Source organism: Pseudoalteromonas rhizosphaerae, from assembly GCF_028885455.1.
In the GTDB taxonomy this organism is placed as follows: domain Bacteria; phylum Pseudomonadota; class Gammaproteobacteria; order Enterobacterales; family Alteromonadaceae; genus Pseudoalteromonas; species Pseudoalteromonas rhizosphaerae.
In genome coordinates this window covers 663060-676588 of record NZ_CP118496.1, presented here as the reverse complement: position 1 = coordinate 676588, position 13529 = coordinate 663060, and the positions used below count along the sequence as shown (strand labels likewise).

12 protein-coding genes are annotated in these 13529 nt (G+C 40.9%); 7 read left to right on the top strand and 5 right to left on the bottom strand.

Features of this window, described 5'->3' with window-relative positions:
- Positions 1-397 precede the first annotated feature (397 nt).
- From elbB to PVK79_RS03015, 3 genes are all read left to right on the top strand, one after another.
- Positions 398-1048, top strand: a complete 651-nt coding sequence (elbB, locus tag PVK79_RS03025; protein ID WP_257325274.1) for an isoprenoid biosynthesis glyoxalase ElbB — start codon at positions 398-400, stop codon at positions 1046-1048.
- Between the two features lie 191 nt (positions 1049-1239).
- Positions 1240-1632 (top strand): c-type cytochrome, encoded by a 393-nt coding sequence (locus tag PVK79_RS03020; protein WP_145238413.1) that lies wholly within the window; start codon positions 1240-1242, stop codon positions 1630-1632.
- Positions 1633-1825: 193 nt separating this feature from the next.
- Positions 1826-4399, top strand: coding sequence for a diguanylate cyclase domain-containing protein (locus PVK79_RS03015; protein ID WP_392352781.1), 2574 nt, complete (start codon positions 1826-1828; stop codon positions 4397-4399).
- Positions 4400-4446: 47 nt separating this feature from the next.
- On the opposite strand, the gene rep is transcribed toward PVK79_RS03015, so the two are convergent.
- Positions 4447-6465 (bottom strand): DNA helicase Rep, encoded by a 2019-nt coding sequence (gene rep / locus PVK79_RS03010; RefSeq protein WP_145238754.1) that lies wholly within the window; start codon positions 6463-6465, stop codon positions 4447-4449.
- A 113-nt stretch (positions 6466-6578) separates the two neighbouring features.
- Between rep and ubiK the strand changes: the two genes are divergently transcribed.
- The 4 genes from ubiK to PVK79_RS02990 all read left to right on the top strand — a co-directional run bounded on the left by ubiK (position 6579) and on the right by PVK79_RS02990 (position 8760).
- Complete coding sequence (ubiK, locus tag PVK79_RS03005) at positions 6579-6851, top strand: ubiquinone biosynthesis accessory factor UbiK (protein WP_145238407.1); 273 nt, start codon at positions 6579-6581, stop codon at positions 6849-6851.
- A gap of 112 nt (positions 6852-6963) precedes the next feature.
- The gene (locus tag PVK79_RS03000) at positions 6964-7170 is read left to right on the top strand and encodes a ParD-like family protein (protein ID WP_149982600.1); all 207 of its coding nucleotides are present in this window, start codon (positions 6964-6966) and stop codon (positions 7168-7170) included.
- Entirely contained in the window at positions 7163-7948 is a 786-nt protein-coding gene (gene map, locus PVK79_RS02995; RefSeq protein WP_182758652.1) for a type I methionyl aminopeptidase, read from the top strand. Before PVK79_RS03000 ends, map begins: the two co-directional genes overlap by 8 nt.
- Positions 7949-7962: 14 nt before the next feature.
- Complete coding sequence (locus tag PVK79_RS02990; protein WP_182758653.1) at positions 7963-8760, top strand: helix-turn-helix domain-containing protein; 798 nt, start codon at positions 7963-7965, stop codon at positions 8758-8760.
- A gap of 109 nt (positions 8761-8869) precedes the next feature.
- On the opposite strand, the gene can is transcribed toward PVK79_RS02990, so the two are convergent.
- The 4 genes from can to ilvA all read right to left on the bottom strand — a co-directional run bounded on the left by can (position 8870) and on the right by ilvA (position 13529).
- A complete protein-coding gene (can, locus tag PVK79_RS02985; RefSeq protein ID WP_145238393.1) occupies positions 8870-9529 on the bottom strand; it encodes a carbonate dehydratase in 660 nt (219 codons plus the stop codon).
- Entirely contained in the window at positions 9529-10722 is a 1194-nt protein-coding gene (locus PVK79_RS02980) for a methyltransferase (protein WP_182819916.1), read from the bottom strand. The genes can and PVK79_RS02980 overlap by 1 nt, the downstream gene beginning before the upstream one ends.
- 32 nt (positions 10723-10754) lie before the next feature.
- Positions 10755-11789 (bottom strand): ABC transporter substrate-binding protein, encoded by a 1035-nt coding sequence (locus tag PVK79_RS02975; protein ID WP_425607889.1) that lies wholly within the window; start codon positions 11787-11789, stop codon positions 10755-10757.
- 189 nt (positions 11790-11978) lie between these two features.
- A complete protein-coding gene (gene ilvA, locus PVK79_RS02970; protein ID WP_182717671.1) occupies positions 11979-13529 on the bottom strand; it encodes a threonine ammonia-lyase, biosynthetic in 1551 nt (516 codons plus the stop codon).

Genomic DNA, 13529 nt, shown 5'->3' with positions numbered 1-13529 from the left:
ACTTAGAAACAAGTTAAGTGTATGTTTTGTTTTAAAAAGATAATACGAGGTTCTTTTTTTATTATTTTTATCACAATGTGGAAAAACATTTTATTGCTTTGCTTGATTGTGGCTTTTTACAACTAAAAAACGGTTAATTCATTCCTTATAAATAACCGGACGAGCATTCTACCACAATGGATCAAAGATCATAGCGATCCTTTATAATTTTTTCCTATTAGCCAACTTTAAAAAAAGCATATAGCGCGTTTTTGCTCTGCCTCGAGTGGATTGATCGAATAAAAATAATCTTTAACTCATCATTATTGATGATCACAAAATGATCTTAATAAGGCCATAACAGTCAGCAAAAGTCATGCTAAACTGACTTTATGAATAATAAATAAGGGCATAGTATATGAAAAAAATAGCTGTAATTTTAGCAGGTTGTGGAGTTTATGACGGTGCAGAAATCAACGAAGCCGTATTAACGTTATTACATATTGCCAAAGCCGGAGCAAGCTACCAGTGTTTTGCCCCTGATATTGAGCAATTGCACACGATCAATCACCTGAATGGGGAACAAATGACCCCTAACCGGAACGTATTAGTCGAAGCGGCACGCATTGCCCGTGGCGATATCAAAGCGTTAACACTGTTAGATGCTAATGACTTTGATGCTTTGATTGTGCCTGGTGGATTTGGCGCAGCTAAAAACCTGTGTGATTTTGCGATCAATGGTGCGCAAGCACAATTAAACCCTGAAATGCTCCGTGCTGCTAAAGCATTTGCGAATGCCAAAAAACCAGCAGGCTATATGTGCATTGCTCCAGCAATGATCCCATTGTTCTACAGTGCTGGCGTAAAAACCACTATTGGTAATGATGTTGATACTGCTAACGCACTACAAAGTTTAGGCGCTCAACACATTGATTGTGCCGTAGATGATATCGTAATTGATGAGCAACATAAACTCGTAAGCACTCCAGCTTATATGTTAGCGCAGTCAATTTTAGATGCTGATGCAGGTATTGAAAAACTAGTCGCTGCGCTTTTGAAAATGAGCTAATTAGGTGCTACAAAAACCGCAAATCAGTCATTCTAAAGTAGGTGCTTTGTTGCGCTGACGCAAAAAATAGTGTTTTTTCATAAGAAAAATACATCGTAGCGTTTTATAAATTGCGGCTTAGCGTTATAATCGTTCTAAATTCCGTCATCTATCGTGATTGATCACGTTCAAATCGAAGTGAGCAAGGCAAAATGAAAAAACTATCAGCAGCATTATTATTGCTAGCAACCACCGCATACGCACAGCCATATGATAACTCTATGACTGAAGATGCGATCAAAAAACGTATCGCGCCTATAGGTGCCGTTTACTTTGAAGGCGATAAAGCAGCAGTTGCTGAAGTGCCAACAGGTCCTCGTACCGGTGAACAAGTTTACCAAGCGGCGTGCTTTGCATGTCATGGTACTGGCGCACTTGGTGCACCAAAATCAGCAGATGACTGGGCTCCACGCTTAGCTAAAGGCGCAGACACTCTATTAAACCATGCAATTAATGGCTTTAACGCAATGCCACCACGCGGTACATGCATGGACTGCTCAGATGATGAAATAAGCGCAGCTATTGATTTCATGAGCAAAAAATAATACTTAATTCTGTACTTTTTTTTATAAAGGGCTGATTTTTTCAGCCCTTTTTATTATACAAATAAATATTAACCTACCTTTATCACTATTTATTATTATCATTTTCTAATACTATTGTCCGCTTGACGATTCAGCAAAAAAGTGAAAATATAAGACCAATAAATATACAATAATAAAAATCGGTTTAATGTCACTGGAAGATATAACAGCTTTACTACATAAGCTGGAGCATAAAAATAATCGTTTAAAAGCTCTAGTCCAAAAGTATAAGCAATCCCACCACTTACAAAATGCCCTGATCCAATTATCAGAGCAAGCTAGTTCTGTTGCCGAATTAACGCTACTTTACCCTGCGATTCATGATATTTTGCAAGATTATATGCCAAGTAAAAGTTTTTACGTGGTGCTGTTAAATCAATTTAGTAACACCCTTGAACTATCTTACTTTGCTGATGAAAAAGATGGTATATCTGTGCCACTTAATCAAGATAATAATTTTATCCAAGGTGTCACTGGGTATGTGTTTAAGCAAGGTAAAACCACCTACTTCCAAGGTGATGAAATGCAGGCTGCTGCCAACAAGGGGTTATTTAAGTTACTTGGCACACCAGCAGAACATTGGGTAGGCGTCCCGGTATACCGAGAGCAAAGTATTATTGGAGTGCTAGTCGCACAAAGTTACGATAAACAACAAAGCTACTCTGAACAACAAATCGAGCTATTAGAAGTAATGTCGCTCTATTTATCAACAGCTATCGAACGAGTAAAAAAACGCGAACTATTAGAGTCTGAAGTAAAAATAAGAACTCGTGCATTAACACAGAGCAATGAAGCGCTTAACCTCGAAGTAGAACAACATAAAAAAACCCTCGAACGCCAGCATATTTTGTTTAAAATTTCAGAGTTAGCAACGCAAACAAAGCATATCAATGAAGTATATCAACAAGTACATGAAATAATAAAATCAATAACTTACGCTGAAAACTTATACATTGCATTGTATGATCGCGAAACAGGTTGGTTAAACTTTCCGTACTGTGTGGATGAATATAGAGATAATACCCAACCGCGTCCTTTCGCCAAAGGTTATAGCGAATTAGTATTACGTACCGAACAAACTCAGCTTATTGATTGTACTAGAGCACAAAAACTACTCAAGTCAGGCGAAGTCGAGCGACTTGGACAAGTCTCTGACTCAAACTCAGCAACCAGCTGGTTAGGTGCACCATTAAAAACTGCGCAAGGTGTAATTGGCTTAATAACTTGCCAAGCCTACAACCATAAGCATATTTTCAATCAAGACGACTTTGAATTAATTACCTTTGTATCACATCAGATAGCGACTGTATTACAAGCACATTTGGCTGCTCAAGCCTTAAAACAAAGTCATCAACAATTAGAGTTTCGGGTTGCTGAAAAAACCAAAGAGATCCGCCAAACCAATATGCATTTACAAATGCAAATTGAAGAGCGTAAAAAAATAGAGCAACAGCTGTATCATGATGCCCACCACGATCCACTTACTGGCTTGCCTAATCGCAGTTTATTTTTAACCCAATTAGAAAAAACTCTACAGCATTATCAACGTTACCCTGAACAACAGTTTGCTGTGCTGTTTATTGATTTAGACAAGTTTAAGGATATTAACGATCAACTTGGTCACCAAGCTGGTGATCAGTTTTTAATTAGCGTCAGTGAGTCTTTCTCACAATGTATTAGGGAGCACGATTTACTTGCGCGTTTAGGCGGCGATGAGTTTGTTATTTTATTAACTCATTTAACTGATCGTCAACAAGCCGAAGATGTTGCTAAGCGATTAATTGAACTAATGAAAAAACCATTTTGCATGAAAGGTATATGTGTACAAAGTGGTGCCAGTGTCGGTATTACCTATTCGAAAACAAACTACAAGCATACGGATGAAATTATTCGTGATGCTGATGCTGCCATGTATTATGCAAAAAATGCCGGTCGCAGCCGGTTCGAGTTTTACCATCCACTGCTTAGTGCCGGCACCAGCCCGTATGAGTTAGAAACCAGTCATCACTTAGACTCTTTACCAATGCATTTTCGCTGCTCTGAAATTATTACACTTGATGAACAGCATCAGTCAGAGTCGCTACTTGAAGCATTTGGTGAACACCCAGTACTTGGTAGCACTAGTTTTGAAATATTAAAGAAGTTTGCCGCTGATAAAGCACAACAGCTGGAAGTGGAATTACAGTTATTAACTAAAGCGTGTCAACAAATCCAAACGGCACAACTGCAGATGGTGTTATTCCCTTGCTCGGGCTTATTACTGGAAAAAATTGAATTCCAGGCGTTATGCCAAACAATGCAAAACCACAACATAACGAAACAAATTTGTTTATTGTTTAATGAACAAGAGATCCGTTACGCCTCAGCGGTACAAATTAGTAATTTAAAAGTATTGAGTAAACAAGGCTATTCGATTGGCTTAAATGATTTTGCTAAAGATCGCTGCGAACTTAATTTACTATGCGATATTAATTTCGATTATTTATTACTTAGCTCTACCTTTAGTAAACGAGTGTTACAACAACAAAGCTTTGATTTACAACTACAAGGTGTACTAGCAATAACTAAGATAAAACAAATAAAAGTAATCGCGAAAGGCCCTTCAATATTAAATTATAGAGCCTTACTAGACACTCATGGTTTATCACTATTTATTGGTAGGCAGCATGCAATTAGTTCTACAGCAACACTCCCAGCTGACTCTTCGAACGAGCAAATTTTAAATTAACGATATGCGTCGCGGATAACCAGTTTATTATCCGCAGCTCAGATGAACTACTCAGGCTTTTTCAGCATAGCACGTAAATTAGCAACTCTGGCTTGGCCCTTTTCCATTCGTTCGGCTTGCGTATTTGGCGCTTTTTTATTTTCAAATGCTAAATCATCTTGCGGTAGCTCTTGTATAAAGCGGCTCAACTCTGTTTGTGATGTTTCGCCAAATTGACGACGAATTTTCGCATAGGTCATGGTCAGCTCTTGCTGAGCACGAGTGATCCCCACATAAGCTAAGCGACGTTCCTCATCAACGTTTTCTTCATCAATACTTACTTGATGCGGTAATAACCCCTCTTCCATGCCTACCATAAATACGTAAGGATACTCCAAGCCCTTAGAGGCATGCAGCGTTAGTAATTGCACTGCATCGGCTTCATCTTCTTCTTCGTTACGTTCTAACATGTCACGCAACGTTAACTTACTCACCACTTCAGCAAGCGTCAACGGCGGATTATCCGCATCACCTGTGAGCATATCGGTGATCCAACGGTACAACTCAGAAACATTCTTCATGCGCATTTCTGCAGCTTTCGCACTCGGTGATGACTCGTATAAATAAGCTTCGTAATTTATTTGTCTGACTAAATCTTTTACCGCTTCAAGGGTATCACCACGTACCGCATTATCTGACAGCTCAACCACCCAACGTGCAAATCCCGCTAACGAGTTTAAACCGCGACCTTTTAAGCGATAACCTAAGTCATTATCAAAACAGGTGGCAAATAAACTGGCATGTTTTTCATTGGCTAGGGTACCCAACTTTTCCAGCGTAACTGTGCCTATTTCACGGCGCGGAGTATTCACAATACGTAGAAACGCATTGTCGTCATCTTGATTCACCAATAAGCGCAAGTACGCCATTATATCTTTGATCTCAGAGCGTGAGAAAAACGACATTCCGCCACTGATCTTGTAAGGTATTCGGTTACTCATTAACGACTTTTCAAAGCCACGCGCTTGGTGATTACCACGGTATAAAATAGCATAATCTTTATAACTGGTGCGTTTCATAAATTTATGCGAGATGATCTCAGCGACGACCCGCTCTGATTCATGCTCTTCATCACGACAGCCAATCACTTTGATCGGCTCGCCATTTTCTAACTCACTAAACAGTTTTTTATCAAATTCATGAGGGTTATTGGCAATCAAGATATTAGCAGCTTTTAAAATACGCTTCACACTGCGATAGTTTTGCTCAAGCTTAATGAGCCGTAAACCTGGAAAGTCTTTGCTTAATAACACTAAGTTTTGTGGTCGAGCACCGCGCCATGAATAGATTGATTGGTCGTCATCACCTACCACGGTAAAACGCGCACGCTCACCCACAAGCAACTTAACTAATTGATATTGACTGGTATTGGTATCTTGATATTCATCCACCAGCAGGTAACGGAAACGTTGTTGCCAACGCTCACGCGAGGTTGCATTATTGATCAGTAATAAGGTGGGGATCATGATCAAGTCATCAAAATCCAAAGCATTATAGGCGCGTAACTGGGTTTGATAACGCGCATACAATTGCGCAAATAGCGCTTTTTGTGGCTCTCGCGCTTCGCGAATCGCTTGCTCTGGTAAAATAAGCTCGTTCTTCCAGCTGCCTATTTGCATTTTTAATAGATTGAGTAAATCTTTGTCTTTTTTTAGCTCTTCTTCAGTTAAGTCAGCAATTAATTGCCCGGTATCTTGATCATCAAATAATGAAAAGCCTGGTTTAAAACCCAGCGTTGTTAGTTCTTTTTTAATGATCTCAAGGCCTAAGGTATGAAAGGTAGATACCCACAAGCCTTTTGACTCTTTTTTACCTAACGTTTGAAAAACTCGCTCGCGCATCTCTTTCGCCGCTTTATTAGTAAAGGTCACCGCGGCAATATTACGTGCTTGATACTCACATTTTTGTACTAAGTAAGCGATTTTATTAGTAATTACACGAGTTTTTCCTGATCCCGCCCCCGCCAGCACTAGGCATGGACCACTAATATATTTTACCGCTTCATCTTGTTTAGGATTGAGTTTCATATCGACCAAAGAGATTGCATTAAAGACGGGCAATTTTAACGTAATCACTACAATACGCCTAGCCAATAAGGTAACATTAGCCATTATCATTTACGCGACAGTAAGGGACAGACATGATCAACCCAGCAAAACTTGAAGAAATTGCCAAACAGATTTCCAGTAACATGCCGCAAGGCGTTAAAAACCTTGCCGATACGTTTGAAGCGAAAACCAAACAAGCTATTCAAAATAAGCTTGCTGAGATGGACTTTGTCAGCCGTGAAGAATTTGATGTACAAAGCCAAGTACTAATTCGCACCCGCGAGAAGCTCGTTGCATTAGAAGCGAAAGTTGCACTACTTGAGCAACAACTCAGTAGTAATAAGCAAAGCGAGCAACCCGAATAATACCGTTTTAGTTATTACTTCAGGCAGCTTCGGCTGCCTGATTTGTTTTACGCCTTGCATACACGCGAACACCTATATACGATACGTATACGTTTTATATATAGGCACTGTTATGGGTATCGTAAAAATCAGCGATCAACTGCACGAAGAGATCCGCAAAGCCAGTACCACTATGGTACGATCTATAAACTCTCAATCTGAATACTGGATAAAGATAGGCATGCTAGCTGAGCTTAATCCAACCATGACCTACGCCGAAATAATCAAACAGCAACTTGCACAAGCCGATGTAACAGCTGGAGAATCTTTGCATGAGTGAAATAATTATTAAAACTCCCGCACAAATAGAGCTAATGCGTGAGTCTGGTCGCCTACTGGCAAAGGTGTTTGCCTATTTAGATCAACAGGTCAAAATCGGCATCACCACAATGGAGATCAATGATTTAGTAGAGCGCTATATTGTTGATGAACTTGCTGCACGTCCTGCCAGCAAAGGCCAATACGATTATCCTTATGTGTTAAACAGCTCAGTAAATGAAGTAGTCTGCCATGGTTTTCCAGACTCTAAACGCGCATTAAAATCAGGCGATATCGTCAATTTAGATATTACCCTTGAGAAGAATGGCTTTATTGCCGATTCAAGTAAAATGTATATGCTTGGTGAAGTGTCTCCGTTGGCCAAGCGCTTAGTCGAAAAAACTTATCAAGCAATGTGGCAAGGCATCAAGCTCGTAAAACCGGGAGTGAGGTTAGGCGATATAGGCAACGCTATCGCTAATTTTGCCCATACTAATGGCTATAGCGTTGTACGTGAATACTGCGGACATGGTATTGGCGAGCAAATGCACGAAGAGCCGCAAGTTTTACATTATGGTAAACGCAATACCGGCGTTGAACTTAAAGAAGGTATGACCTTTACCATTGAGCCGATGATCAACCAAGGGGCGGCAAAAGTAAAAACTAAGCCGGATGGCTGGACTGTGGTTACTCGTGATAAAAAGCTTTCTGCGCAGTGGGAGCACACCATTGTCGTCACCGCTGACGGCTATGAGGTACTGACTTTACGCGAAGAAGAAATCGCTATTGCGACGATATAAGTCAGGTTAACACCATGGCCATTTTATTAGTAAATGATCCATTGCCCCATTTGAGCTTTCAAAAATTCGCACCCGATCAACGCTTAACTGATTGGGTGCAGTGTTATTGGAAAATAGGTTCAACAACCACACAAGCAGCACAGTTATTTAAAGAAAAGCTCTACCCTGATGCAGGCGCAAGCCTAACAATTAATTTTAGCAATGCGACACCCGTTATTACCTTCGCATTTAATCGTCAAACGCAGGCAACAACTTTCAGCAATCAGGATTATTTAGTCAGTATTCGTTTTGCGCCTACTGGTGCTTATCACTTATTAGGTATAACGCTACACGAGTTAGCTGAAGAAAATTATCTACTCGGTGAAGATTTTACCCCAAGCTGGTATCACAGTTTAATAGCATGTGTTGAACAAATGCAAAGCAGTCCACTAACCAGCCAACTGTATTTACTCGAGCAGTGGTTACTCAGCCAAGCAATTAGCAATCAACTCGTAAAAAGCAATACCATTAAAGTGATCAAGCAGCTTATTCAACTCAATAATTCCACCAGCTATGTAGGCAAACAACTTGGCCTGACACGTCGTACTCTTGAGCGCCGCTTAAAAAAAGAAGCCGGGGTTAGTCCAGCTCAATTACAGCAATTTTACCGACTAAAAGCCGCACGCACGCTTCTAGCTGACAGCCAAACACCGATAACAGATATAGCCTTGCAATGTGGCTATTATGATCATGCTCACTTTTGTCATGCCTTTCATAATTTTACTTTTGAAACACCACTGCAATATCGCAAGCGAAAAACACCGAAAGTATAGAGGGTGTTTTCACCACACAAAAAACACATCGACTTAGCCTTTAAAACTAAGATTACAATTACTGAAGGTAGCCCGTGCCCAGATAGGACGCAGTGCTTAGGTTACGTACTTATTCTACTACGTAACGTTCAAACACTTTAAGCCCAGCACTTTTATAGTTAACATCAACTTCATCGGCACAAGTAACGACTGACTCTAAGTCGTGTAAGTGACCGTTTGCTAGACCATAAACCCAACCATGAATAGTCAACTCTTGGCCACGCTGCCATGCTTCTTGGACGATATTAGTACGGCATACATTGCGTACTTGCTCAATTACATTCAATTCAATCAAGCTATTGAGACGATCTTTTTCTGCGAGTGCATTGATCTTTGAGGTGTATTTTTCTTTTACATCACCGACGTGACGAAGCCAGTTATCAATTAAACCAAACTTAGCATCTTTGAGTACTGCCTGAACACCACCACAGCCATAGTGACCAACAACCATAATATGTTTAACTTTTAACACTTCAACGGCGTACTGCATCACTGATAAGCAGTTATGATCGGTATGCACCACCACATTCGCCACATTACGATGAACAAATAGCTCACCCGGCATTAGATCAACGATTTCATTAGCCGGTACGCGAGAGTCCGAACAACCAATCCACAAGTATTCTGGGTTTTGCTGCATGGATAGAATTTTAAAAAATTCTGGATCATCTTTACACGTTCGTTCAGCCCAGCGTTTATTATTTTCAAATAAGTTTTTTAATTTTCTCATTACATCTCTTTTCTGTCTTTGACGGTAGCTTGGATCAAGATATTACGTGGCGTTAATTGTTTTTCGCAAAACGTCTGCACACTGACTTGATAACCTTGTTGTTGCAAATATAAAGCACGATCGAGCACAAGCCAAACCTCAATTGCTCTTCTAAACACATGACGGACCAGTTCGATACGTTCAGTGACTTTTTTGCGCATTTCGCCTTTTTTTAAAAATGACTCATAATCAATACCTTGTGGTATATCTAGCGCCTTTTTCTCCGCGGCCCATGCACAAAAAGCTTTAAATGAATCTGAAAAAATAGCTTTGTTAACTGAGGGCACACTGACGTAGTTTTGTTCGCTGGTGAGACTTTTGCGTAAAGCATCAAAACCCAATCGCCATTGCACTTCAGTTTTACGAACTTTATCTACCCGAGAAGGCGCTGTCACCGTCTCTTGTAGTGCTAATTTTAAATCACGATGCGTTAACTGCAGTTGACTACGCTTACCGGCATCGCTCATAGCTTGATAATCATTCGGGGTGAATAAGTGATAGCAACACGGCGATAGACTGATTTTTTGCGTTTGCGCGCTAGCCGCGTTACTCATAAACGTCTGATGTAACGCTCCGCAAGCATGCAGCGCTACGGCATGTTGTGCTTGTTGAAAATACTCAGTTACATCATCTTTAAGTACATCTGCTTGGCTAAAGTGCATGGCTAACCCTTGTTGCAGAGCACTTTGCTGACCTTGTTCACATAAATGTTGTTGCAGTTCGATGCTGTGCACACTCGGCGCACGGTTAAATGCCAGCATACGTCCTAAATGGCCTTTACCCGCACACCATTCTAATACAGGTAATTGTGATTCTTGGCCAAGCGCACAAACAAAATCTTGCAGCTGCGCAAACTTGCGCCCTTTAATACCATTGCTGATCCAAAACGGATATTCGCTACGCGTAGTAGAGGCTTGAGGTAAGTAACACAATGTAGCTAAGTTATTGACTACGGGAATATACGGGCTAAAAAATTGATACAAGGCATCTTGATTGCTATCGAGATCGGCAACTTGTTGATCGCTCAACAGCGTTAATGGTTGTTCTAATTCAGGCCATGGCAGCTGATCAAAATCGAATGCAGTGCATTGCCAATAATGGCGAGTACTATGTAATAAGTTATCTAGGGCTGTAAACTGCTCAGCAAGGATCATGTGATTTTAGCGATGGTCATTTCATTTATGCATTATACGCTTTTTCTGAACATCAAGCGTAAATAAAGTGGTATAGATAACAAACTAATTATAATTGCCGCAATAAGCATCCACGACATTTTAATTTGTTCAGGTTCAACATACTGGTAAATAAAGCCATCTTGCGCCTGATTAAATTCGTCTTGCTCAATCCCGTATAGGTCAGCAATCAACCGCCATTTCGCTATCGACATAGATCCTAAATTAGTGCCAGGTGGTAAAATATAATCACTCAATACTTCAGCTTCATAGGCAAGCTGAGAAAAACTTTTATTGGGTGCGTATTGGTGTTGAGTTAATGTAATTGTTTCATCCATATGCATCATTGCATAGCGCCAGCCCTTTAAGCTGGCCTGATAAAATGCTTCAACTGTTTGCGGATGTTGTTCGAGCATATTCTCTGTGGTGTAAAGAATATCGCTATACACATTAATTCCATACTTCTGCGGGCAAATAAGTCTATAGTCAATGCCTTGCTCACGCATAATATACGGCTCATTAGTCACGTACACTTGCATCGCATCAATACTCCCAGCTAACCAATCCGCACTGCTGTTACCACTTTCATAAGAAGGTAAATTATTCGTTTGGATACCACTGCGTTCGAGCATTACCAATAATTCGGCATTTTCTTTGCGGCTGATACTGCTAAGACGCTTGTTGACAAAATCCCGAGGATGAAAAATATCGGAGCTTTTTTTTACCATCCAACAATAAGGAGAAAATTGTAAAATAGCAGCCATTGCCACCAAGGGTTTACCTGCGATCCGTTGCTGTAAAATACCTGAGTGCCCGACCCCGAAGTGAGCTTGGCCCGCCAACACTTTAGTGAAGGTATCTGGGTTATCAGGATCTGCCGGTAAAATAGTGACGTTTAGCCCTGCCGCTTTGTAAAAGCCTTGTTGCTGAGCCATATAGTAACCAGAAAATTGAAATTGATGCGTCCACTTTAGTTGTAAAGTCACATCCGCTGACGCAAAACTTTGCCCGCTGAGTATAAGCAAAGTGGCATAAAGCTTAAGTTTCAGTCCTTTAAATGACAAATCGTGATCTAATAAGTTAGCTAATATTGCTATAACTATAGATAAGATATTCAATTAACCCAAGACTTTAAGTTTGCAAATAGACAAAAAAACACCTCAATTGAGGTGCTTGCTTATACTAAAACCACTTCAAGCTACAGAATTCGTATCTTGAAGTGGTTTGGGTATATATCTTTAATTATTAACCGCTTTCACCCTATCGATGGGACGTTGAGTAGTTAAAAATTGGGTAAAACACGGATTCAGTGTTTCATCTTGCACACTGTAACCTAAGCGATTTAAATGCTCGTTGAATACCTCATACTGACTAGGCTCAATCGCAAACCCTGCTAATACATTGCCCATCGAACCACCATGATTCCGATAATGAAACAAAGTAATATTCCAATTGCTGCCTAAAGTATCTAAAAAGCGCGCCAGTGCGCCTGGATATTCAGGAAATTCAAAGCGTAATAACCGCTCATGCATCTGCTCAGGTGCTTTACCACCAACCATATAACGAACATGTAATTTAGCCAGTTCGTTATCTGATAAATCACAAAATTGATAGCCATTGGTGGTTAAATCAGCTGTGAGCTCATCTAACTCTTGCTGACCTTGGCGCAGTGCAACACCAACAAATATTTGCGCTTCACCAGGGCCTGCGTAACGGTAGTTAAATTCAGTAATTGCGCGACCACCTAATGAGGCGCAAAACTGTTTAAAGCTGCCTTTTTCTTCATTGATGGTTACTGCTAACAACGCTTCGTTTTTCTCTCCCAGCGCAGTACGCTCAGCCACATAACGTAAGCGGTCAAAGTTTAAGTTTGCGCCAGATAACACAGCTGCTAAATGCAGCCCTTTTTGGCCTGTTTGCTGACACCATTTTTTCAGCCCAGCCGTTGCCAGCGCACCTGATGGCTCAGCAATCGCACGGGTTGAAACAAAAATATCTTGCATCGCCGCACATATTTCATCACCGGTTACAGTGACTACTTCATCACAAAACTTTTGCGCCAAACGAAAGGTTTCGGTACCAATAATTTTTACCGCAACACCATCGGCAAAACTGCCAACCCGTTCAAGCTCGACGGGTTTGCCTGCTGCAAGTGCCGCTTGTAAACAGGCACTTTCATCAGCTTCTACACCGATTACTTTTATATCTGGGCGCAATGACTTTATATACACGGCCATACCAGCAAGTAAGCCACCACCACCAACTGGAATAAATACCGCATCAAGTTGATTAAGCTGCTGCATTAATTCACGTGCAACCGTGCCTTGCCCTACAATTACATCAGGATCATCAAATGGAGGAACAAATATGCCGTCGCGCTGCTCAGTAAGTTCTAGTGCATAAGCTTTGGCAGCATCAAAATGATGGCCATGTAAAACCACTTCGCCACCAAGCGCACGTACCGCATTGACTTTGATTTCAGGGGTCGTCACTGGCATTACAATCGTTGCTTGATGCCCTAAGTGTGACGCACTGAGCGCCACCCCTTGAGCATGATTTCCAGCTGAGGCAGTGATCACCACTGAACCGGCTGGCAGTTTAGCCAGTTTGTTGTATGCACCACGCAGTTTAAACGAATAAACTGGCTGCTGATCTTCGCGCTTTAGCCATACTTGATTACCAAGACGAGCACTGAGTTCAGCCATTTCGCTAACCTCAGTAACTTTTGCCAGTGGTTCCATATTGGCTTGGATAATAGCGCGAAAATAATCGAGCTCTTGAGAAACCAT